This window comes from Streptomyces sp. NPDC056734 (assembly GCF_042790455.1).
GTDB lineage: Bacteria > Actinomycetota > Actinomycetes > Streptomycetales > Streptomycetaceae > Streptomyces.
In genome coordinates this window covers 181968-204382 of the sequence record NZ_JBHTZD010000001.1, presented here as the reverse complement: position 1 = coordinate 204382, position 22415 = coordinate 181968, and the positions used below count along the sequence as shown (strand labels likewise).

Here is a 22415-nt window from a genome sequence, read left to right as displayed (position 1 = left end):
CTCACCGCCCCCGCTCGTCGGCCGGGGGCGGGTCGAAGACGATCAGGCCGCGCCCGGCCGCGCCGGAGCGCAGTGCGTCGTACGCCTCGTCCAGTTGGTCGGGGCGCCAGCGTCGGGCGACCATCTCCGCCAGTTTCAGCCGGCCCGCGAGGTGGAGGTCCACCAGGTCGGGGAAGTCGACGGGCGGGTTGGACGAGCCGTATTTCGAGGCGATGATGCGGCGCTCACCGTTGAGCAGGTGGCCGGGGTCGAACGCCACGCGTGCGCCGTCGGGGTAGCCCGCGACCAGGACGGCGGTCCCGCGCGGTGCCAGGACGCGCAGGGCCGTGTCGAACGCCGGGGCGGCACTCGTGGTCACGAAGGCGTGGTCCACCCCGCCGTCGGTGAGGTCCAGGATCTGGCCCGCCACGTCGTTGGAGCGCGCGTCGACACAGTGGGTGGCGCCCAGTGCGCGCAGGGCCTCGAACTTGGCGGGTACGACATCGACGGCGATCACCGGGTGGGCTCCCGCCAGTTGGGCGCCATGTACGGCGCTCGCGCCCACCCCGCCGCAGCCGAGCACGGCGACCGCGTCACCGACCCGGACGGCCGCCGTGGTGCGGACGGCACCGATACCCGTCGCCACCGCGCAGCCGATCAGCGCGGCGAGGTCGAGCGGCATGCCGGGGTGGACCGGCACCACGGCGCGTTCCTCCAGGACGGTCAGCGGCGCGTTGGTGGCGGGACCGTAGTGGAACACCTCCCGACCGGCGGCGGAGAGGCGGGTGGTGCCGTCGCGCATCCTGCCGAACGGCGGTGGGCGGCGGCAGATGGCGGGGGCGCCCCGGCGGCAGGCGCGGCAGGTGCCGCATCCGGGGGCCCAGGAGACCACGACATGGTCCCCCTCGGACACGGAGGTGACACCGGGGCCGACGGACTCCACCACACCGGCGCCCTCGTCACCGAGCACGATCGGGACGGGGATCGCGGCGTGTTCGCCGTCCATGGCGTACAGACAGCTGTGGCAGACGCCCGAGGCGGCCATCCGGACCCGGACCTCGCCCGTGCGCGGCTCGGCCACCTCCAGGTCGATTATGCGGTGGGGCTCGCCCGCGCCGAAGAAGACGGGGGTGGGGATCAGCATGTGTGCCTCCGCCGGAGGTGAGAGAGGGAGAGGAGGGTGGCGCGGGTCATGTCCGGCCCGCCAGGTGGATCTTGGTCTCGGTGCCCGTGGCCGCGGCGGCCATCGCGTCGGCGGCGTCGGTGAGGGGCCGTACCGAGGTGATGAGGCGGGCCACCGGTACGCCCTCGGCGACGAGTTCCGCCGCGCGGTCGAGATCCTCCGGTGTGTACATCGCGGAACCGGTCACCGTCACCTCGTGGTCCTGGACCGTCTCGATCGGCACCGGGACCTCGCCGTGGCCGACTCCGACGACCACGACGGAACCGCCGCGCGCCACCTCCGCCACGCCCGCCCTGATCGTCACGGCGGAACCCACGCAGTCGAACACGACGTCGGGCCGTCCGCCGAGGGCCGTACGCACCCGCTCCCGGGCGTCGCCGCTCGCGGGGTCGATCGCGTGGGCCGCGCCCAGTGCCGACGCGAGCGCCCGTTTGGACGCGACGGGCTCGACCACGGCCACCGGGCCCACGCCCGCCGCCGTCAGGGCGAGCAGCACGCACTGGCCGATGGCTCCGCCGCCGGTCACCTGCACCGCCGCGCCCCGTGTGTCACCGGCCCGCGTGAGGGCGTGCACGGCCGTGGCCAGTGGTTCGATCAGGGCAGCCTCCGCGAGGCCGACCCCGGCGGGGACGCGGGCGAGGGCGGCTTCGGGGACGACCGCGAAGTCGGCCATGAGGCCCGGGAGGTGGGATCCGACGCCGATCAGGTCGGTGCAGAGGTTGGGGCGGGCCCTGCGGCAGCGGGCGCAGGTTCCGCAGGCCAGTACGGGGCGCAGGTAGACGTCGTCGCCGGGGGCGAAGCGGTGGGCGCCGTCGCCGAGGGCCGCGACCTGGCCCGATGCCTCGTGTCCCGGGGCGAGGGGGTAGGGCAGCCAGGGGTGTCCACGGGTGAGGGTGTGCAGGTCTGAGCCGCAGATCCCGGCGAAGGCCGTCCGGACCAGGGCCTCGCCGGGGCCGGGGTCGGGCACGGCCACCGTCCGGACCTCGACCGAGCCCGGTCCGGTGATCCAGACCTGGCGCATCAGTGTTCCCATCGCGGCTCCCTGACGTCGTGTCGGGTGGGGTGGGGTGCGGGGTGTGGGGCGGTGGCCGGGGTGCCAAAGGCTGGCACCGGCAGGCCCGTCACACCCACGTCCAGGAGGTGGACGGAGCCGCCGGGGCGGTCGTCGTCAGCCGCCGTGGTGACGGCCAGCAGGTTCAGCCGCGCGCCGGTGAACGCGCAGGAGGTGACATGGCGTGCGGGCAGGTCGATACGGGCGACCGGCTCGCCGTCCGGGGTGAGGCGCAGGACGCGGCCCGCTCCCCACACCGCGAGCCACAGCCCGCCCTCGGCGTCGCTGGCCAGCCCGTCGGGGACACCGGCCTCCGGGGGCAGGCGCAACAACGTCTCGCCCGGGCCGGTGAGGCCGAGGGCGGCGTCGTAGCCGAAGCGGGTGAGGGTCCGGGGGCCGCTGTCGACGAAGTAGAGGCGGTCCCCGGCCGGGTTCCAGGCCAGGCCGTTGCCGTGGGTGACTCCGGTGAGGTGCCGTTCGGCCCGGCCGTCCGCGTCGATGGTCCACAGGGCGCCGCCCGCGTCGGTGCCGGGGCGGACCGTACCGGCCCACAGGCGGCCGTCGGGGCCCACTTTGGCGTCGTTGAAGCGCACGCCGGGCGGGTCGGCGGGGATGGTGGCGTGAAGGGTGGGGCGGGTGATCTCCTCCAGGTCCAGCCGGGTCACCTGGGTTCCGGCGGTGAGCAGGATGCCGCCCTGGGTGTCGGCGGCCACCGCACTCGCCGCGTTCCCCTCGGCGAGGCGGTGGACGCGCCACGGACCCGAGGTGTCGTCAAGGACGTACAGGGTGCCCGCCAACGCGTCCACCCACAGCAGGAGGCCCGGCCCGGGGAGCCACAGCGGGCTCTCGGCGAGTGCGGCGCGGCACTCGATCTCGCGGACGACGGAGGCGTCCAGGCGGGGCAGGGATGCCCAGTCCATGTCACACCTCCGGCGGGAGGCAGACGACGACGGTGAGGTCACCGCGTACGGTCAGCGGCCCCGCGGCGGCGGGGACGACGAGGGTTCTGCCGCGCCGTACCGGCAGTTCGGGGCCGTCGGGCCAGCTGAGGGTGCCGGTCCCGGCCGTGACCACCAGGACGGCGAAACCGGTCGGGGGCAGGGTGAACTCGCCGTCGCACTCGGCCAGCCAGGCGCGGAAGTACGGGTCGGCGCCGGGCGGGAAGAGGGTGGTGAGGCGTCCGCCGGGTGCGGTGCCGGGGACGGGGCGGGGCGGGGGCAGCAGGGCGTCGAGGCGGGTGCCGTGGGCGCTGAGGTCGAAGCAGGACAGGGCCGTGTCCCAGCCGAGGCCGAGGGTGGCGGTGTCCTCGCCGAGGCCGAAGGCGTGGTGGTCGGCGAGGACGGAGAAGGAGGTGGGTTCCTGGAGTTCGATCACCGTGACGCCGGGTCCTATGGCGTGGGGCAGTCCGGCGGGTACGTAGATGACTTGGCCGGGGTGGACGGGGAGTTCGTTCATGGCCGCGAGCATCGACGGGAGGTCGCCCCGGGTGATCCAGTGGCGGAGGTCGGCGGGGGTGACCCGCTCGCGCATGCCGAGCCAGACCCTGGCGTCCGGGTCGGCGCGCAGCACGATCCAGCCTTCCGTCTTGCCGAACGGGCTGTGGAGGTGGGTGCGGGCGAACTCCCGCGTGGGGTGGCAGTGGACGGGGAGGCGCTCCCCCGCGTCGAGGAGTTTCACGAGCAGGCCGGTGTGGCCGTCGAACGCCCGCGCGAGGCGGTCGCCGAGCCAGCCGGTGGGGTCGGCGGTGATGAGGTCGCGCAGGGAGCCCTTGGCGGTCATCGACACGCCGGTGTCGGAGGCGGCTCCGGGCGGCAGCAGGGAGGCGGGCAGCGCGGTCACCGAGCCCACCCAGTCCTCGGGGCCGCCGTCCGTGCTGTCGTCGCCCGTGCGGAACTCGGTGATGCGGGCGCCGCCCGCGTAGTAGACGGGCACCCGGTTGTCCTCGACGAAGAGGGCGGTCGGTGGGGGCGCCGCCGGGTCGAGCGGGTGCAGGGGGCGCGGGGCGTGCCGGTAGTCGAGGTAGCCGAACCGTGGGGTGCTGGCGCCGGGGAGGTCCAGGACGTACGCCGTGGAGTACTGGCCCTGGAACCCGGCCCGGTACATCGTGGCCGACCTGACCACCACCGCGTCGGCGTCGCGTGGTTCGAGGCCCGCGTGGCGGTAGGCGGCCGGGTCGAAGGTGGGGGCCGGGCGTTCGGTGACGAGGATGACCGGGCCCCGTCCGGTGTCCAGGACGGCCCATCGGCCCATCGAGATCCGCTGGCCGGTCATCGAGTCGCCGGTGAGGACGACCGGGCTGGTGCCGAGGCGTGCGACATGGCCGCGCACGGCGACGGGGTCGGACCAGCGGCGGTCGAGGGTGGCGCCGAGGGTGGTGCGTACGGCGCCGCCGGGGCCCGCGTCGAAGCAGGCGGCGACGGCCGGGGGGTCGACGACGGTGGCGAGGCCGGTGAGTCCCCGGCCGTGGTCGAGGAGCGCTCCGATGACGGTGGCGCTGTCGGCCGTGGCCCCGGCCGTCGGGGAGTCGGCGGACTGGACGAGCAGCACGGGGCCGGTGCCGTCGCGTCGCTCGATGCCGCTGACGGTGGTGGTGAGGTCGTGCAGTGCCACGTCGAAGGCGGCACGGTCCGTCCAGGCGGCCTCGGCCAGTTCGTCGGCCAGGCGGGCGGCGGTGGCGCGGTCGCCGGTGGTGGTCACGGTCACGCCGAAGCCGAGTTCGGGGACGTCGAGCCAGGGCTGTACCGGGAACAGGGAGACGTCGAGGATGTCGCCGGTCGTGGCGGCGTCGGCCAGCCGGCGCAGCCGGGCCATCGGCGGGTCGGCCAGGGCCTGGGACTCGGCGGGGAGGAGCAGCGGGCGCTTGGCCAGGACGGTGTGCGGTGCCGATCGGCGGTCGCGCAGGGCGCGTAGGACGAGGTTCGCGCCGCGTCGGCCGGTGTCGGCCTGGTCGATGTGGGGGTAGGTCCGGAAGCCCACGAGGGCGGTCGCGGCGGCGACGATACGGGCGGTGACGTTGGCGTGCAGGTCGTGGGTGACGATCAGGGGGGTGCCGGGGCCGAGTACGGTTCTGGCGGCCTCGGTGAGGGCGGCGTCGGCCGCTGGTTCGTGGGCGGCGGCCAGGGCGCCGTGCAGGCACAGGACGAGGCCGTCGAGGGGGGCGGCGGCGCGCAGTCCGTCGGTGAGGAGGGTGCGGAGGGTTTCGAAGGCGTCGGCGTCGAGGGTGCCGCCGGACATCGCCCAGGCGCGGAGGATCGGGACCGGCTCGTCGCCCGCCTCCGCGAGGGTCTCGACGGCTCCGGCGATCTCGGTGTTGGTGCCGTACGAGAGGTCGGCGGCCGGTGCGCCGAGCCACAGGCCGTGCGCCTGGAAGTCGGCGAGGGTGGTGGCGGCCGGTGAGAAGGTGTTGGTCTCCTGGATGAGGGCGGCGACGGCCACGCGTGGCGCGTTTCGTGTACGTGGTGTGCCTGGTGTGCTTGGCGTGCCTGGTGTCCCGGTCATCAGTGCATCACCCATCCGCCGTCGATCACGAGGAGTTGTCCGGTCACGAATCCGGAATCGGGGCCCAGCAGCCAGGCCGTGGCGGAGGCCACGTCGGACGCCTCTCCCCTGCGGGGCAGCGACTGGAGGGCGGCCATGGTGCGCTCCAGTTCGCCGGGGTCGCCGTACACCGCCTCGGCCTCGCCCCGGATGGCGCCGGGGGCGAGGGCGTTGACCCGTACGCCGTCGGGGCCCACCTCGCGGGCCAGGGCGCGGGTGAGGCCGATGAGGGCGGCCTTGGAGGTGACGTAGGGCAGGTTGCCGGTGCGGCCGAGCAGTGGGGTCACCGACGCCATCACGACGACGGACCCGCGTCCGGAGGCGACCAGGTCCGGGTGGACGGCCCGTGCGCACAGGTAGGCCCCGGTGACATTGACGGCGAGCACCTCGGCCCAGTCGGCGGCCGAGTGCGCGCGCCAGTCCCGGCGGGCGGCGACGGACACGGCCGCGTTGCAGACGAGGGAGGTCACGGGGCCGAGTTCGGCGCGGGTGCGGGCCGCCATCGCCGTGGTCTGCTCGGGGTCGGAGACATCGCCGGGCACCACCACGGCCCGGCCGCCCCGGGCGGTGATGTCCGCGACGACCGCCGCGGCCGCCGTCTCGTGCTCCGGGCCCGGCGGGCAGTTCACGGCGACGGCGTAGCCGTCCCGGGCCAGCCGGGTCGCCACGTCCCGGCCGATGAGCCCGGCCGCGCCGGTGACGAGGGCCACGCCCGCGGCGCCGGGGGTGGGCGGGGTGCCCGGGGTGCCGGGAGTGGTGCCGGGAGTGGTGCCGGGAGTGGTGCCTGGGGTGGTGCCTGGGGTACTTGCCGCATCCGTTGTTCCCGTCATGTCAGTACTTCGGGAACCGGGCCCGGAAGCCCGCCTGGGCCGGGTCCTTGAACTCGCTGCTCTCCCCCACCCGCTGGTGGTGCTCGGCGTAGAAGCGCAGCTTGTCCCGGTCGAGGGTGACACCGAGTCCGGGACCGGTGGGCACCTGTACGCGCCCCTCGTGGAAGGTGAACGGCTCGGTGATGATGTCGTCGGCCTGTTCCAGCAGGTGGGTGTCGACGGTGTGGCTGACCATGGTCTCCGACGCGGCCAGATGCAGTACGGCGGCCGTGGAGATCCCCAGTTCCCGGTCGCTGTGCAGACTGAGTCCGATGTTGAAGGTCTCGCACACCTTCGCCAGGTGCAGTACGGCGCTGGGGCCGCCCCAGAAGTGGACATCGCCGAGGATCACGTCGACGGCGCGCAGCCGTACCGACAGCGGGATCTGCTCGAAGGTGACACAGGCCATGTTGGTGGCGAGCGCGACGGGTGTGCGTTCCCGCACCAGGGACATGCCCTCCAGGCCCCAGGTGGGGTCCTCGCAGAACTCCAGCCCGTACTCGTCCAGTTCGTTCAGGACGCGGACGCTGGTCTGCACCGACCACACGGCGTTCGGGTCGATCCGCAGGTGGCGCAGCCGTCCGCCGAGGCGTTCCCGCATCAGCCGGACCGAGCGGATCTCCTCCTCGGGGGTGAGGACCCCGTTCTTGAACTTGATGTCGCGGAACCCGTGGGTGTCGAAGAGTTCCTCGGCGTGGTCGGCGGCGTTCTCCGGGCGGTCGCCGTCGCCGATGTCGGTGGCGCTCGCGTAGCGGTAGAAGACGTAGGCGGCGAATTCGACGCGCTCGGTGCCGATGCCGCCCCAGAGGTCGCCGCAGCGTTTGCCGAGGGCCTTGCCGATCAGGTCCCAGCAGGCCATCTCCACGGCGGCACCGGCCAGTTTGGCGGCGCCGACGAGGGCGAGTTGCTCGCTGGTCATCCGGAAGACGGCGAATCGGCGGGCGATCCGGGACACCTCGAAGGGGTCGGTGCCCATGAACAGATCGCGGTGCAGCGCGAGGGCACGGACCACCTCGTCGCCGCCGCGGGTCTCGCCGACGCCGATGAGCCCTTCGTCCGTCTCCAGTTCGACGATGGTGCGGGTGGTGCTGGTCTCCACGCCGAACGACCAGCGCAGGGGCCGTTTGAGCGGCACGGTGACGGGTGTCGCCCGAATGTTGACGATCTTCATGGAAGCGGCTCCTTCACGAGGTCGCGGGTCACGGATCGCGGGTTGCGGATCGCGGGTCACGGGTCACAGGTCGCGGGTCAGATCCGGGAGAGTGCGTGGGTGACGGCGTCGAGGGTCATGTCGATGTCGTCGTCGGTGTGCGCGGACGAGACGAACCAGGTGCCGCGCGGCAGGACGCGTACACCGCGTTCGAGGAGCCGGTGGGCGAACTCGGTGTACCGGGTGCTGTCGAGCGCCCGCGCGGAGCGGTAGTCCTGCGGTGGCGGGCCGTCGGTGAACCGCACATGGAAGACGGCCGGGTAGCCGGCCACCTGGGCGGGCACCCCGGCGTCGCCGAACGCCTTCTCCAGGCCGCTGATCAGGCGGGCGCCGGTCCGCGCGATACGGGTGTGCGGCTCGCCGGTGGCGATCTCGCGCAGTACGGCGGTGGTGGCGGCCATGGCGACGGACTGGGTGTTGTAGGTGCCGCCGTGCAGGACCCGCCGGTCGCCGATCAGCTCCATGAGGTCGGCGGGTCCGGCGAGGGCGGCGACGGGGAAGCCGTTGCCGAGGGCCTTGCCGAGGACGGTCAGGTCGGGGAGAACTCCCAGGCGGGCCTGGGCTCCGCCGGGCGAGACCCGGAAGCCGGTGATGACCTCGTCGAAGATCAGCAGGGTGCCGGTGGCGGCGCACAGGTCGCGGACCGCCGCCAGGTATCCGGCGCGGGGCGGGACGCCGCCGTTGTTGAACATGACCGGTTCCATGATCACGGCGGCCACGTCACCGGGGGCCAGCCGGGCCCGTACGGCGTCGGCGTCGTTCCAGGGCAGTACGGCGATGTCCTGGGCGGGGAGCTGGCCCGCGGAGCCCGGTACCGGGACGGGGGCGTTCGCGGGGCCCGCCGCGGCGGGGTCGGGGGCGACGCTCCACAGCACGTTGTCGAACCAGCCGTGATAGTGGCCCTCGAACTTGACGACGACCCGGCGTCCGGTGGCGGCGCGGGCCAGCCGCAGCGCGGACTGCACGGCCTCGCTTCCGGTGGAGGAGAAGCGGACGCGTCCGGCGGCGGGGACCAGTTCGGTGACCAGCCGGGCCGCCTCGTACTCCAGCGGGGTCTGTCCGGCGACCAGGACGCTGCGGCCGAGCTGTTCGCGGGCCGCCGCCAGGACCGGGGCGGGGCTGTGGCCCAGCAGCATGGGACCCATGCCGAGGACGTAGTCCAGCAGGTGGTTGCCGTCGGCGTCGACGAGCCGGGCGCCGTGGGCGGACTCGAACACCAGGGGGGTGGGCCGGATGCCGGCCCGGAAGGCGCTGTTGACGCCTCCGGCGACGTAGCGGCCGCCGTCACGGATCCGCTGCCTCGACACGTCGAACCGCATGGGGAACTCCTGTCGGTGGGGCGGGGGTTGAGGCGGGAGCGGGGTGGCGGTCCCAGGTGGGGTGCCGGTCCCAAGTGGGGTGCCGGTCTCGGGCGGTGTGCCGGTCCCGGGCCGGCCGGGGATCGCCGCGGTCACGGGGTCACCACAGGGTCCAGCCGCCGTCGACGACGACGCTCTGGCCGGTGACGAAGGACGACGCCGGGGCGGTGAGGAAGAGCAGCGCGCTGCGCAGTTCGCGGTCGGTGCCGAGGCGGCCGGCCGGGGTGCCCGCGCTGAGGGCGGTGGACACCTCGTCGCTGAGGGCGTCGTCGTTGGCGGGGCTGGGGAACATGCCGGGGCACAGCGCGTTGACGGTGACCCCGGTGGGTCCGAGCTGGGCGGCGAGGAATTTCGTCAGCCCGATCAGGCCGTGCTTGCTGGCGAAGTAGGAGGCGATGTCCAGTCCGACGCCGGGATAGCGGGAGGCGTCCCCGGCGACGAGCCCGTACACCGAGGCGACGTTGACGACGCGGCCCCAGCCGCGCTCGGCCATGCCGGGGACGAGTTTCTGGCAGAGCCGGAAGGGGGCCTCGACGTTGAGGGTCATGATCTGCCGCCAGTCCTGCTGGGTGACCTCGGGCCAGGGGGCGCGGTGGGCGAGTCCGGCGTTGTTGACCAGGATGTCGACGGGCCCGGCGGCGGCGACCAGGGCGTCCACGTCGGCGGGGTCGGTGACGTCGGCGCGGATCGGGGTGACGGTGCCGGGGTCGAGTTCCGCGGCCGTCCGTTCCAGTGGTTCGGGGCGCCGGCCGCAGATGGTGACCGTGGCGCCCGCGTCGACGAGTGCCTCGGTCAGCTGACGGCCGAGTCCGTCGCCGCCGCCGGTCACCAGGGCGCGGCGGCCGGTGAGGTCGAAGTCCGGTGGGTGCATGGTCACTTCCCTCCGCTGGTGGACGCGGGTTGTGGCGGGCTGTCGGCAGGCGTGGCGGCGGGGGTGTCCTGGTCGAGGCCGGCCATCAGGTGCAGCAGCTTCGAGTGGGTGATGCCGGCGACATCGCCGTCATGGACGACCGTGCCGAGGCGCAGGACGACGACGCGGTCGGCGACGGCGAAGACGGTACGGATGTCGTGGCTGATGAGGATGACACCGGCGCCGTTCTCGGCGGCCTGGCGGACGATGCGCAGCACATTGCGGGTCTGGGTGACGCCGAGCGCGGCCGTCGGCTCGTCGAGGATGACGAGTTTCACGTCCTCGCGCATGGCACGGGCGATGGACACCGACTGCCGCTGTCCGCCCGAGAGGCGGCCGACGGAGCGGTTGAGGTCGGGCAGTTCGATACCGAGGGAAGCGAGGCGCGTGCGGGTCCTGCGGACGGCCTCCGCGTCGTCGCGGACCGGGAGGTAGCGGCGGCGGGGTTCGTCGCCGAGGATCAGATTGTGGGCGACGCCCAGGTTGGGGCAGACCGCGAGATCCTGGTGCACGGTCTCGATGCCGCTGCGGCGAGCGTCGAGCGGCGTGCTGAAGCGCACCGGTTCGCCGTCGAAGGTGATCCGGCCGCCGTCGGGGCGGTGCACCCCGCAGATCAGTTTCACCAGTGTGGACTTGCCCGCGCCGTTGTCGCCGACGAGACAGACCACCTCCCCGGCGCGCACGGAGAACGAGCCGTCACGCAGGGCGAACACCGACCCGAAGCGCCGGGACAGACCCTGGCACTCCAGGACCGTACGGCCGGGTTCACGGACCCGTTCCAGGCCGGTGCCGTACTCGTCGGCGGCGGCGTCGGCACGCGCCGGGTCACGGGCCTCGGCCGGTGCCTCCTTGCGTACGGCGTGGTCCCGGCGGTGGGTGGCGAGCTGGTCGGCGCCGAGGGCGAGCAGCAGCACGGCACCCTTGGTGATCTGCTGCCACCAGTCCTCCAGCCCGGCGAAGATCAGCCCGGAGCCGAGGACACCGATGGTCGCCACGCCGACGAAGACCCCGGCGGGGTGGCCGCTTCCCCCGGCGAACCCGACACCGCCGAGGATGACGGCGGTCAGGACGTCGAGTTCGAACTGGGTACCGATCTGCGGGGTGCCGCTGCCGAGGCGGGCGGTGGTGAGGACGGCGACGATCCCCATCAGCAGCCCGTTGAAGACGTACAGCTTGATGACGGTACGGTCCACGGGTACGCCGGTCAGCCGGGCCGCGTGGACGTTGCCGCCGATGGCGTACAGCCGCAGGCCCGCCGGGGTGCGCAGCAGCCACAGGCCGCCCAGCACGAGGACGACGACCGCGACGATGACCGGGACGGGGATGCCGGCGGGGCGGCCCCGGCCCAGTTCGATGAACGCGTCGGAGAACCCGAAGACCGACCGGCCCTCGCCGACGAGATAGGCGCAGCCCTTGAAGACCGCCATGGTGCCCAGGGTCACGATGAGCGGCGATATCCGCATGACCCGGACGAGGACCCCGTTGACCAGGCCGAGGACGAGTCCCATGGCCAGCCCGGCCGCCACCGGGAGCACGACGCCGCCGGTGTCGGCGGCGACCTGCGCGGTCACCACGGAGATCAGGGCGTACTGGCCGCCGATGGACAGGTCGACGTTCCCGGAGATCAGCAGGAACATGGCGCCGACGCCCGCGATGGCGATGGCGGAGACGTTCAGTGAGATGGTCAGGCCGTTGGACACGGCGAAGAAGTTGTCGAAGCTGACGCCGAAGTACGCGATGAGCCCGATGCACAGGAGCGCGAGCCCGATACGTCTGCTCGGCTCCCCGGGCACCAGATAGGTGCGCGGCGGACGGTTGAACCTCACGGTGGAAACCCCGTTCTCGGCGGGTGCCGCGGTGGTCCGGAACTCGTGCCGGAGTCCGGAGGGGCGGGGCCGGGCCTCTTCGAGGGCGGACCTTCGAGGTGGGTCGCGAACGTCCCGAGGCCCGGCCGGGCCCTCAGGCCGCGTCGTTGATGTACTGGTCGCGGTGCTCGTAGTCGACGGACCCGAGCAGGGTGAAGTAGGTCTCGGCGTTCTTCCAGGTCGTGGCGACGTCCTTCATGTCGGCCTTGTACGCGGCGATCGTCTCGGGTGAGTTCAGTTCGATCGCGTTGAACTGCATGACCTGGGGTACGGGCTTGCCTTCGAGCCAGTCGGCGGCGAACTGGGCCCACGCGTAGCCCATCAGCGGGTAGGCGAAGGCGAAGCTGGCCCGGTAGACGCCCTTCTCGCCGACCTCGGCGAGGGCCTGCTCGTCGCCGTCGATGCCGGACAGGTACATGTGCGGCTTGACGGCCTTGGCCGACTCCAGCGCGGAGAGCGCGCCGAGGACATGGGTGTCGCCGCCGAGGATGACGTCGATGTCCGGTTCCTTCTGGAGGACGGTGCTCAGTGCCTTGAAGCCGCCTTCCTGGGTGATGGCCGGGGGCTGGACGTCGGCGACGATCTCGACTCCGTCGCCCGCGGTCCTGAGCCCGTCGAGAACGCCCTGGTGCCGGGCCTTGAGGACCTCGATGGTGTCGTTGTTGAAGTAGACGACCTTGGCCTTGCCGTCGAGTTCCTCGGTGATGTACTTGGCGGCGGCGAGCCCCTGGGCCTGCCCCACCTTGTACTGGTCGGCGACGGCCTGCACGGTGCTCGGCGGGGTCACCAGCGACATCACCGCGGCCCCCGACTCGATGGCCCGCTGCATGAGCGGGGCCTGGGCGTTGGCGTCGAGCGGCTGGATGCAGAGGGCCCCCACCCCGCGCTGCAGAAACGTTTCTATCTGCTCGATGTTCTTGGCTGAGTCGTCATTGGCGATGGCGGTCACGAATTCCAGGCCGCGTTCCTTGGCGGCGAGTTCGATGGAGTTGGTGATCTGGAGGAAGAACTCCGCGTCCGAGGTGTTCGCCCAGGCGATCCGCTTGGGCAGGTCGGGCTTCTCGCCGGCCGGCTGGCCGAACTCGAACGGCTTGAGATCCTTCGGCGCGGCGATACCGGGCCCGATGTCCCCCTCGCCGTCGCCCGAGGCGGCGGAACCCGAGTCCGTGGACCCGCCGCACGCGGTGAGCAGCATCCCGGCGGCGAGGGACCCGGCCAGGAAGGCGAGGGAGCGCGGCGCGCGGGGCCGTCGGCCCGATCCGCCTCGCCGGTGGTGAGGTTCCGATCCCATGCGCCGGTAGCGGCGCTCCGATCTGCTCCGCCGGTAGTGAAGTACAGACACTCGACACCCCCTGATTCCGCAATGCGGATTGGGTTTTTGCGTTGCGGACACCGTAGGAAGGGGGTAGGGGGGTGTCAATAGATCGGACATGGCCGAAATGAGTGGTGTGGGAGTGGCGGGGATGGTGGGGGTACGTGGGGGGGTACGCGGGGGGGGTACGCGGGGTGGAGTCGCCTCTCACCCCCGCAGACCGGCCGCCACGGCCGCCTCCCAGGCGGGGTCGCGCTCCAGTGGGAACAGGGGCGTGGGGCGGTGCCGGTAGCGGAGTTGGTCCAGGGCGGCCGGGCAGTAGCCCGGTGTCCGTACGTGGAGGGTGCGGGCGGCGTAGCCGCCGAAGGCCGCCTTCCAGGCGATGGCGCCCTTGGCGACGAGGGACCGGGCCGCGCGCGGCTCCACCCCGAGGACCCGCAGGTGGTCGTCGTCGAAGGGCACCACCCGGTGTTCGGTGAGGACGACGGTCCCGATCGGGGCGTCGACCACGACGACCCGGCCCATGTCGACGCGCTGGCCGCGCATGTAGCTCCCCGTGCGGGTGTAGCCGACCCGGCCCAGCCGGCGGGCCGGACCCGACAGCACGAAGGGCGTGCCCATGGACGGGTCGCTGCGCCCGCCCACGGGGAGCGCCACCAGCTCGCCGTAGGTCCGCTCGGCCGCCGCCACCGCCACGGGGTCCCACAGCACCGACACCGAGCCGTGCGCGCCCGCCGCCGCGAGGGCGTGCAGGATCGCGGTGCCGTCGCCGGGGGATCCGCCGCCGACGTTGTCGGCCACGTCGACCAGAACGACGGGGCCGGGCCCGCTCATCGTGGCGCGGGCCGCCGCGTCCGCGTCCACCAGGTCGCAGGTGAAGTTCTCGCGCTGGGACCAGATCTGTTCGGCGAGGTCGGCGGCGTGCCCGTGGGCTCCGTCGGCTGCGGACACGTAGACGCCGAAGCCGAGCCGGTCCCCCTCGCCGTAGGCGAATCCGGGGAGCGCGCTCGCCGTCCACACACCGGGTCTTCGGGTGAGGTCGCCGACGGCCCGCAGCAGGGACCGCATGGGCTCGGCCGAGCCCTCCTGGGCGAGCGGGACCGTCAGCAGCGGCAGTTTCCGGAAGGCGTACGGGGTCCGGCGCGGCCGCCCGATCCGCCGCACCAGCAGTTCCACCGCCTCGGCGCCGCGCTCGGCCATGTCCACGTGCGGGTACGTCCGGTAGCCCACGAGGAAGTCGGCGGCGCGGGGCAGGTCGGGCCCGACGTTGGCGTGGTAGTCGAGGGTGACGGCCACGGGCACGTCGCCGATCGCGTCGCGCAGGGCGGTGACGACGCGCAGCTCGGGGTCGGGGCAGCCCTCGACCACCATCGCGCCGTGCAGGGCGAGCACCACGCCGTCCAGCGGGCCCGCGCTCCGGGCCCGCCCGACCAGGGCGCGCAGCATCGTCGCGAACGCCCGCCCGTCCACGACCCCCGAGGGGAGCGCGGCGCCGAAGCACAGCGGCACCGGCAGCACCCCGTTCTGCTCGGCGAACGCGACGGCGCCCCCGAGTTCGGTCCCCGTGCCGCGCACCGCGTCGAGCAGCGCGGGGCCCTCCGCGAGGAGGTAGTTCTCGAAGTCGCGCAGCGTCGTGGCGCGCGGCACGAAGGTGTTGGTCTCCTGCCAGATCCCTCCGACACCGATCCTGAGCATCCGGGTCCCCTTCCGTCGTGTGTCCCGCGTGTGTACGGTAGCCGGAACAAGAGTCCGACTGCCGGAATATCGCTCGGTCTGTGCTCCACGGACCCGGTGCCCCTCCCCCACCCCTCCCCCACCTCTCGCCATGGCCGCGAACCGGCGGCGTGCGCGGAAAGGAGCGAAGCGCTATGGCGCGCGAACGACGGACCGACGAGGTGGCTGTCCTCCTCAAGGCCCTCGACATCCTCAACTGCCTCGCGGTGGACGCCCCCTGCACGGCCGCGCACATCAGCGAGCACGCGGGGGTGACCAAACCCGCCGCCTACCGGATCCTCAAGACGCTCGACCTGAGCGGCTATGTCGTCCGTGACGAGGAACAGCGCGAGTACATGCTGGGACCCGCCCTGCACGGCCTGAGCCGGGCGGCCCGCAGTTCGAGCGATCTGGTGCGCGTCGCCCGGCCCGTGATGGAGAGCCTCAACGAGGAGCTGGGCGAGACGGTGAACCTCGGCGTCCTCAGCCATGGCCAGATCGTCTACCTGGACACCATCGAGAGCACCCACCGACTCCGCTCGACCGTGCAGATCGCACTGCGCGACTGTGTGCACTCCACGGCGCTGGGCAAGGCGATCCTGGCCGCCCTGCCGGTCGAGGAGGCCAGGAAGCGGCTGGAGGCGGCCGACCTGACGGGGATGACGTCCCACACCCTGACCGAGGTCCCCGCCCTGCTGAGCCAGCTGGAGGGCGTACGGGAGATGGGGTACGCGGTCGACGACGAGGAGAACGAACTCGGCTCGCGCTGTGTCGCCACCGCGATCCTGGACGGCTCGGCGAAGCCGGTGGCGGCGCTCAGTGTCTCCGCCCCCACCACCCGGATGCGCGCGGAGACCCTCCAGCGGGTGGGCCGCCGGGTGGCGGGCGCCGCGGCGGACCTCGGTGAACTGATCCGGTGACCCGGTGACCGGCCACCGTCGGATCCATGGCACCCGCAACCGTCGGATCCATGGCGCCGCCCACCGTCGATCCCTGGCGGTGGCCGGCATCGGATCCATGGCGGTGGCCGACGCCGGGCAGCGAAGGGAAGGTACCCCATGAGGCACGGCCCCCGATGACCTTCGACCTCCTCCTGCGCCGCGCCCGCGTCCTGGACGGCACCGGCCGCCCCGAACAGGCCCTGGACATAGGCATCACCGGCGACACCATCACCTACGCGGGACCACCCCTCACCCCGCCGGACGCCCCCGACGCCGACCGCCTCGCCCGGCACACCCTCGACCTGGACGGGCTCGTCCTCACCCCCGGGTTCATCGACATCCACACGCATTCCGACGTGAGCCTCCTGCACGACCCCGCGGGTGAGAGCAAGGTCCTCCAGGGCGTCACCACCGAGGTGGTGGGCAACTGCGGCTTCTCAGCCTTCCCCTCGCACCCGGCACACCGCGCCACCCTCACCGACCACCTGGCCCGCCTCGGCGACCGCCCCACCACGATCACCTGGGACGACCTGACCGGCTACGCCGCCGCCCTACGAGCCCACCCCCCGGCGCTCAATGTCGCGGCCCTCGTCGGACACAGCGCGCTGCGCATCGCCGCGATGACCGACCCGTACGCCACGACCGCGCAGGCGCCGCAGGTCCGCATCATGCGGCGGCTGCTCCACGATGCCCTGGACCAGGGCGCGTTCGGGATGTCGACCGGCCTGACGCACACGCCGTCCTCCCTCGCGGACAGCGCGGAGATCGAGGCGCTGGCCGAGGTCTGCGCCCGCCATGACGCGCTGTACGCGACACACGCGCGGGCGGGCGCGGGGCGGGAGTTCGCGGCCGTGGACGAGGCGGTCGCCTGCGCGCGGGCCACGGGTGTCCGTACCCAGTACTCGCACCTCGCCCTCAACGAACCCGCGAACTGGGGCCGCGCTCCCGAGATGCTGGGCCTGTTCGAGGCGGCGGTAGCCTCGGGCACCGACCTCGCCTTCGACGTCTACCCCTACGACGCGTCGTCGTCCGCCCTCGTCCAGTACCTGCCCGCGTGGGTCCAGGCGGGCGGCAGCGACGCGCTCCGGGAGCACAGCACCGATCCGGCCTGGCGGCGGCGCGCGCTCGCGGACATCCGCAAGGGATGGTTCGGCGGTATCCCCTGGCTGTGGGACCGGGTGGTGATCAGCGCGGCGGGCGGGGAGACGGCCGTCGTGGGCCGCAGCGTCGCGGAGATCGCCGACACGCGCGGCACACCGCCGGAGGTGGTGGTGCTCGACCTGTGCGCGGAGTTCGGCAGCGCGGCGCAGGCCGTGCTGCACTACCGCACGGACGCCGACATGAGCACGTTCCTCGCGCATCCCCTGTCGGTGGTCGGCTCCGACGGCAACGCGCTGCCGCTGGCCCCGGCCGGGGACACCCCGCACCCCCGCGGCTTCGGCACCTTCCCCCGGGTGCTCGGCGGCTATGTCCGTGACACCGGCCGGCTGACCCTGGCCGACGCCGTGCACAAGATGACCGTGGCTCCGGCCCGGCGGCTCGGCCTGCGCGGGCGCGGCGAGATCCGCGCGGGGTACGTGGCCGACCTCGTGGCGTTCGACAGCCGTACCGTCGCCGACCGCGCGACCTTCGCCGACCCGCGCCGGGCCCCCGTGGGGATCCGCCGGGTCCTGGTCGCGGGGCGGACGGTCGTCGCGGATGGACGCCTGACCGACCACCGCCCGGGGAGGTTCCTCCACCATGACTGAGCCACCGACCACCGCTGACCGACAGGCCCCACCGGCCCGCATCGCCCCCAAGGGCCTCCCGCCCGACGACCTCACCCACCTGTCGGACACCCACCGCACGAACCTCTTCGACGGCACCTTTCTCCTCCCCACCGCCGTCCTGCTGGACGAACCCCTCCGCCACAACATCGCGCTCATGGCGGACTACTGCGCCCAGCACGGCGTGCGGCTCGCCCCGCACGGCAAGACCACCATGAGCCCAGAGATCATCGCGCGGCAGATCGAGGCCGGTGCGTGGGCGATCACGGTCGCGACGAGCTGGCAGGCGGGCGCGGTGGTGGCCATGGGGGTACGCCGGGTCCTCGTCGCGAACCAAGTCGTCGACCCGGCGTCGGTCCATCACCTCGACACGCTCCTGCTGACCCACCCCGGCCTGGAACTGCTGACCTACGTCGACTCCGAGGACGGCCTCGTCCTGCTGGAGCGCGGACTGTCCCCCGGCGCGGCACACCGGCTCGGGGTGCTCCTGGAACTCGGCGTCCCCGAGGGACGTACCGGATTGCGTGACGACGCCGCCGCCCTCGCCCTGGCCGCCCGGATCGCGGCCGGGCCGCTCCGGCTCGCCGGGGTCGCCGGGTTCGAGGGCATCATCGACGGCGGTGATCTGGACGCCACGCTGATCCTGGTCGACGCGCTGCTGTCCCGGATGGCCACCACCGCCCGCCGTCTGCACGCCGAGGGACTGCTCGACGCGGATGTCCCGATCGTCACGGCGGGCGGCAGCGCCTACTTCGACCGGGTCGTCGCCGTCCTGCCCGACGCGCTGCGCGGCACCGGCTATCGGGTGGTGCTGCGCAGCGGGTGCTACGTCACCCATGACTCGGGCGGCTACGAGCGGCTCTCCCCGCTGGCCGGACGGCTCCGTACGGGGGCCCGGCTCAGGCCCGCCCTTGAGGTGTGGGCCCCGGTGCTCTCCCGGCCGGAGCCCGGCCGGATCATCGTCGGCCTGGGCAAGCGCGACCTCTCCACCGACGCGGGGTTCCCCGTCCCGCTCCGGGTCCGGACCGGCACCGGTCCCCCGACGGCTCCCCCGCCGGACTGGCGGGTCGTGGCGGTCAACGACCAGCACACCTACGTGGACCTCCCACCGGACGCCCCGGCACGGGTCGGCGATCTCGTCGGGTTCGGGATCTCGCATCCGTGCACGACGTTCGACAAGTGGCGGGTGATGCCGCTGGTCGACGGTGAGTACGGGGTGATCGGGCGGGTGCATACGTCCTTCTGACCGGCCGCCGGAACGGGGGCGGCGCAGGGGTGCCGGGCCCGTCAGTCGCCGAGCAGTCGGGTCATCAGTGCCCGGAAGGTGCCGGAGAGGATCCCGGCGATGGCGTGACCGATGAGGGTGATCCGGGCGGTACGGGAAGGTCGGCCGGAGGGGCCGGAGGGGCCAGAAGGTTCGCGGGGTTCGGCGGTCATGGTGGGCTCCCGGTCTACGAGGGACGGGCCCGGTGCCGAGTGCGCCGGGCGGTGGGTCCATCGGGCCGTCTCCGGAGGGTTTCCGGCGATGTTCCGGGGACCCGGCCCCGCCCCGGGAAAGGGCCTAGCCTGGTCCGACCGCGTTCACCGTGGGTTTTCCGGACAGGGGGTGGCAGACCGGTGGGGCAGCAGGCGGACCGGTTCTGGGCGGAGTTGCGGGCGCTGTACGAGGCGGCGGGCGGGCCGACGCTGAGCAGTCTGGTGGCCCTGGGGACACGGCAGCGTCCGCCGCTGGCGGTGGCGGACTCCACGCTGCACGAGTGGCTGCACGGCCGGACCGTGCCCGGCCCCCGGCACACCCGTTTCCTGCTGGTCCTGGTGGCCCACCTCCAGGCCCAGGCGGTGGAGTACGAGGCTCGTCCCGAGGGCTGGTGGCAGTTGCTGCTGACCGGCGCCCGCCAGGAACGTGACCGGGCCCGGGGCGGACGACCCGGCACGCTGCCCCCAGGGGCCGGCTCCCCGGCCGCACCGGGCCCGACCGAACCGGGCCCGGTCACGCTGCCGCCCGCGCCCACGGGCTTCGCCGGGCGCGAAGGGGCCGTGGCGCAGCTCATGGGGTGGCTGGAGCCCACCAGCGAGCCCACCGAGGAGCGGGCCGGGGAACCAGCCGGGGAGCGGAGCGCCGTCGTGGTGTCGGCGGTGGCCGGGATGGGTGGCGTCGGCAAGACCGCGCTCGCCCTGCACACCGCCCACCGGGCCCGTGCGCGCGGCTGGTTCCCCGGCGGGGTGCTCTTCGCCGACCTGCACGGGTACAGCCAGGGGCCGCCCCTGGAACCCGGGTCCGTCGCCGACCGGTTCCTGCGCGCGCTCGGTGTGACGGGCCGTGAACTGCCGGCGACCGTCGAGGAGAAGCTGGACCTGTGGAGGCTGCGTCTGGACGGCCTCGCCCGGCAGGGCCGACCGCTCCTGGTCGTCCTGGACAACGCCCGCAGCGCCGCGCAGACCGCGCCCCTGCTTCCCGGCCCGCCCCACCGTGCCCTGATCACCTCCCGGCAGGACCTGTCCGGTCTCTCCGCGCGGCGTCTCGGCCTCGACCCGCTCGATTCGGCCGAGGCCCTTGACCTGCTCGACCGGGCCCTGCGCGCGGGCGGGACCGGGGACGACCGTGTCACGGACCAAGCCGCCGACGCCGTACGGCTCGTCGGGCTGTGCGGTCGGCTCCCCCTCGCCCTGCGGATCATCGCCGCCCTGCTGCGGGACGAGCCGGACCGGTCCCTCGCCGATCAGGCCGCCGACCTGGCCGACGCCCGGACCCGCCTCGACGCCCTGGACTACGCCGACACCGACGCCCATGGACGCACCCTCGCCGTCCGCGCCACCTTCGACCTCTCCTACCGTCATCTCACCCCCGGACAGGCCCGCGCCTTCCGTCTGCTGTCGGCCGTCCCCGGCCCCGACCTCTCCACGACCGCCGCCGCCGAACTCCTCGGCTCCGCGAGGGCCCGGCCCCTCCTCGCCGCCCTCGCGCGGGCCCATCTGCTGCAACGGTCGGCGGGGGAACGCTGGTCCCTGCACGACCTGCTGCGGCTGTACGCGCGGGAGAAGGGGCGGGAGCACGCGGAGGGCGATGCGCGGGAGGAGGCGGTGCGCCGGTTGCTGGGGTTCTATGTCAGCACCGCCGAAGCGGCCGGCAGCCGGCTGAACCGGGGCGCACCGGGCGCCGGGCCCCCGTCGGACCGCTTCACCGACCGGGCCGACGCGCTCACCTGGCTGGAGGCGGAGCGCCTCAACCTGGTCGCCGTCGCCACCTCGCCGGGGGACCTGGCCGGGTCGGCCGCTGTCCCGCTCTCCTTCTCCCTGGCCGTCTTCTTCGAGCGCCGCCGGTATCTGGACGACTGGATCACGGTCGCCACCCGCGCCTGCGCGGTGCTTGAGGCGGGCCCGCCCTCGGCCGTCCGTATCCACGCACTGAACCGGCTGGGCGGCGCGCTGTGCGAGGCCCGGCGCTTCGAGGAGGCCATCGGCACCCACCACGCGGCGCTCGCCCTGTGCGAGGTCACCGGGGACTGGCGGGACACGGCGGCGTCCCGGAGCTGCCTGGGTTCCGCCCTGATGGGGATGCGGCGGTTCGAGGAAGCCGCCGCCGTGCAGACGCGGGCCCTTGACGCGTACCGGGAGCGTCACGACCGGCTCGGCGAGGCGGTCACGCTGCTGGATCTGGGGCTTTCGCTGGCCCCGTTGGGGCGGGGTGCGGAAGCGGTCGACGCCCAGGTGAGGGCCTATCGGCTCTTCGAGGAGCTGGACCTGCCCTACCAGCGGGCCGCCGCGCTGAACAACCTCGGCAACACGCTCCAGCACCTGCGGCGGTTCGCGGAAGCCGCCGAGGCGCACTCCCGGTCCGCGGTCGTCTACCGGGAGTACGGCGATCCCTACCGCGAGTCCATGGCGCTGGCCAACCTCGCCGCCGCCCTGCGGGAGACCGACCGGCCCGAGCGGGCCGCGACCGTGCTGGCCGATGCGCTGAGCCTCGCGCGGGCGAGCGGGGGTCCGCACGACGAGGCGGCGGCGCTGGACCACCTGGGCGTCGCGCTCACCGCCGCCGGGCGGCCCGCGGAGGCCGTCGACGCGCACGCCCGCGCGCTCACGCTCTTCCGGCGGACCGGGGACCTGCGGGGCGAGTCCGCCGCCCTGATGCACTCGGGGCTCGCCCAGGTGGAGCTGGGCCGGTACGAGGAGGCCGTGGACCTGCACACCCGGGCGGTCGCCGTCGCGCGGAAGGTGGGCCACCGCGACCGTGAGGGCGTGGCGCTGAGCAACCTCGGGACCGCGTTACGGCTCAGGGGGCGGATCGACGAGGCCCTCGACGCGCACCATGGGGCGCTGGCCGTGTTCCGCGAGGCCGGGGAACGCCGTCGCGAGAGCGGGGCGCTCGCCGACCTCTCACGGGCCTATCGGGCGGCGGGGCGTCTCGACGAGGCGTTGGGCGCCTTCACCCGGAGCCTCGCCCTGACGACGGAGGCGGACGGCCCCGCGGACGAGGCCGTCATGCGGTGCGACCTCGGGGAACTCCTGTGGCACATGGGGCGGTTCGAGGAGGCCGTGGCGTCCGGTCTGGCCGGTGCCGCCCGCTTCCGCGAGGCGGGTGCGGTCAGGGAAGCGGAGGTGGCCCTGATCACCTGGGTCGCCTCGCACAACGAGCTGCGGCGGGGCCGGGCGACCGGGGGTGTGTCGCCGTACAAGCCGTGAGCGTCGCTCTGTTCACTCCGCAAGCGGCGTTCCACCGG

16 protein-coding genes are annotated in these 22415 nt (G+C 73.6%); 4 read left to right on the top strand and 12 right to left on the bottom strand.

The annotated features are described in order from the left end of the window. Position 1: 1 nt before the first annotated feature. From ACFRFC_RS00755 to ACFRFC_RS00705, 11 genes are all read right to left on the bottom strand, one after another. Positions 2-1123 (bottom strand): zinc-binding dehydrogenase, encoded by a 1122-nt coding sequence (locus ACFRFC_RS00755; RefSeq protein WP_382679661.1) that lies wholly within the window; start codon positions 1121-1123, stop codon positions 2-4. A 46-nt stretch (positions 1124-1169) separates the two neighbouring features. After that, positions 1170-2195: a zinc-binding dehydrogenase gene (locus tag ACFRFC_RS00750; protein WP_382679658.1), complete on the bottom strand. Its 1026-nt coding sequence runs from the start codon at positions 2193-2195 to the stop codon at positions 1170-1172. After that, positions 2183-3133 (bottom strand): SMP-30/gluconolactonase/LRE family protein, encoded by a 951-nt coding sequence (locus ACFRFC_RS00745; RefSeq protein WP_382679655.1) that lies wholly within the window; start codon positions 3131-3133, stop codon positions 2183-2185. Before ACFRFC_RS00745 ends, ACFRFC_RS00750 begins: the two co-directional genes overlap by 13 nt. Before the next feature lies 1 nt (position 3134). Continuing rightward, positions 3135-5648 (bottom strand): M81 family metallopeptidase, encoded by a 2514-nt coding sequence (locus tag ACFRFC_RS00740; RefSeq protein WP_382679653.1) that lies wholly within the window; start codon positions 5646-5648, stop codon positions 3135-3137. 62 nt (positions 5649-5710) lie between these two features. Next, entirely contained in the window at positions 5711-6580 is an 870-nt protein-coding gene (locus tag ACFRFC_RS00735; protein WP_382679650.1) for an SDR family NAD(P)-dependent oxidoreductase, read from the bottom strand. A 1-nt stretch (position 6581) separates the two neighbouring features. Next, positions 6582-7790, bottom strand: a complete 1209-nt coding sequence (locus ACFRFC_RS00730) for an enolase C-terminal domain-like protein (RefSeq protein ID WP_382679647.1) — start codon at positions 7788-7790, stop codon at positions 6582-6584. Positions 7791-7867: 77 nt separating this feature from the next. Further along, on the bottom strand, positions 7868-9148 hold the full coding sequence (locus ACFRFC_RS00725; RefSeq protein ID WP_382679644.1) for an aspartate aminotransferase family protein: 1281 nt from the start codon (positions 9146-9148) through the stop codon (positions 7868-7870). Positions 9149-9287: 139 nt separating this feature from the next. Further along, positions 9288-10058 (bottom strand): SDR family NAD(P)-dependent oxidoreductase, encoded by a 771-nt coding sequence (locus ACFRFC_RS00720; protein WP_382679641.1) that lies wholly within the window; start codon positions 10056-10058, stop codon positions 9288-9290. 2 nt (positions 10059-10060) lie between these two features. Further along, positions 10061-11923 carry an ATP-binding cassette domain-containing protein gene (locus ACFRFC_RS00715; RefSeq protein ID WP_382679638.1) on the bottom strand — a complete coding sequence of 621 codons (1863 nt, stop codon included), beginning with the start codon at positions 11921-11923 and terminating at the stop codon, positions 10061-10063. A gap of 133 nt (positions 11924-12056) precedes the next feature. Further along, complete coding sequence (locus ACFRFC_RS00710) at positions 12057-13253, bottom strand: sugar ABC transporter substrate-binding protein (RefSeq protein WP_382679635.1); 1197 nt, start codon at positions 13251-13253, stop codon at positions 12057-12059. 228 nt (positions 13254-13481) lie between these two features. After that, a complete protein-coding gene (locus tag ACFRFC_RS00705) occupies positions 13482-14969 on the bottom strand; it encodes a M81 family metallopeptidase (protein ID WP_382679632.1) in 1488 nt (495 codons plus the stop codon). Positions 14970-15142: 173 nt separating this feature from the next. On the opposite strand from ACFRFC_RS00705, the gene ACFRFC_RS00700 reads away from it, so the two are divergent. The 3 genes from ACFRFC_RS00700 (at position 15143) to ACFRFC_RS00690 (ending at position 18940) form a co-directional block, all read left to right on the top strand. Beyond that, positions 15143-15907, top strand: coding sequence for an IclR family transcriptional regulator (locus ACFRFC_RS00700; RefSeq protein WP_382679629.1), 765 nt, complete (start codon positions 15143-15145; stop codon positions 15905-15907). Positions 15908-16062: 155 nt separating this feature from the next. Continuing rightward, a complete protein-coding gene (locus ACFRFC_RS00695; RefSeq protein ID WP_382679626.1) occupies positions 16063-17676 on the top strand; it encodes an amidohydrolase family protein in 1614 nt (537 codons plus the stop codon). Then, complete coding sequence (locus tag ACFRFC_RS00690; RefSeq protein WP_382679623.1) at positions 17669-18940, top strand: amino acid deaminase; 1272 nt, start codon at positions 17669-17671, stop codon at positions 18938-18940. The genes ACFRFC_RS00695 and ACFRFC_RS00690 overlap by 8 nt, the downstream gene beginning before the upstream one ends. 41 nt (positions 18941-18981) lie before the next feature. Here ACFRFC_RS00690 and ACFRFC_RS00685 read toward each other — a convergent pair whose 3' ends face one another. Then, the gene (locus ACFRFC_RS00685) at positions 18982-19131 is read right to left on the bottom strand and encodes a hypothetical protein (RefSeq protein WP_382679620.1); all 150 of its coding nucleotides are present in this window, start codon (positions 19129-19131) and stop codon (positions 18982-18984) included. 180 nt (positions 19132-19311) lie between these two features. Here ACFRFC_RS00685 and ACFRFC_RS00680 point away from each other — a divergent pair, with 180 nt between their 5' ends. Further along, positions 19312-22377, top strand: a complete 3066-nt coding sequence (locus tag ACFRFC_RS00680) for a tetratricopeptide repeat protein (RefSeq protein ID WP_382679617.1) — start codon at positions 19312-19314, stop codon at positions 22375-22377. The last annotated feature ends 38 nt before the right edge of the window (positions 22378-22415 follow it).

Excerpts from the sequence above, each read along its gene's own strand:
- ACFRFC_RS00705 (WP_382679632.1), bottom strand. The coding sequence starts at position 14,969 with ATGCTCAGGATCGGTGTCGGAGGGATCTGGCAGGAGACCAACACCTTC.
- ACFRFC_RS00710 (WP_382679635.1), bottom strand. The coding sequence starts at position 13,253 with ATGGGATCGGAACCTCACCACCGGCGAGGCGGATCGGGCCGACGGCCC.
- ACFRFC_RS00745 (WP_382679655.1), bottom strand. The coding sequence starts at position 3,133 with ATGGACTGGGCATCCCTGCCCCGCCTGGACGCCTCCGTCGTCCGCGAG.
- ACFRFC_RS00695 (WP_382679626.1), top strand. The coding sequence starts at position 16,063 with ATGACCTTCGACCTCCTCCTGCGCCGCGCCCGCGTCCTGGACGGCACC.
- ACFRFC_RS00755 (WP_382679661.1), bottom strand. The coding sequence starts at position 1,123 with ATGCTGATCCCCACCCCCGTCTTCTTCGGCGCGGGCGAGCCCCACCGC.
- ACFRFC_RS00735 (WP_382679650.1), bottom strand. The coding sequence starts at position 6,580 with ATGACGGGAACAACGGATGCGGCAAGTACCCCAGGCACCACCCCAGGC.
- ACFRFC_RS00690 (WP_382679623.1), top strand. The coding sequence starts at position 17,669 with ATGACTGAGCCACCGACCACCGCTGACCGACAGGCCCCACCGGCCCGC.
- ACFRFC_RS00700 (WP_382679629.1), top strand. The coding sequence starts at position 15,143 with ATGGCGCGCGAACGACGGACCGACGAGGTGGCTGTCCTCCTCAAGGCC.
- ACFRFC_RS00730 (WP_382679647.1), bottom strand. The coding sequence starts at position 7,790 with ATGAAGATCGTCAACATTCGGGCGACACCCGTCACCGTGCCGCTCAAA.
- ACFRFC_RS00750 (WP_382679658.1), bottom strand. The coding sequence starts at position 2,195 with ATGGGAACACTGATGCGCCAGGTCTGGATCACCGGACCGGGCTCGGTC.
- ACFRFC_RS00685 (WP_382679620.1), bottom strand. The coding sequence starts at position 19,131 with ATGACCGCCGAACCCCGCGAACCTTCTGGCCCCTCCGGCCCCTCCGGC.
- ACFRFC_RS00720 (WP_382679641.1), bottom strand. The coding sequence starts at position 10,058 with ATGCACCCACCGGACTTCGACCTCACCGGCCGCCGCGCCCTGGTGACC.
- ACFRFC_RS00725 (WP_382679644.1), bottom strand. The coding sequence starts at position 9,148 with ATGCGGTTCGACGTGTCGAGGCAGCGGATCCGTGACGGCGGCCGCTAC.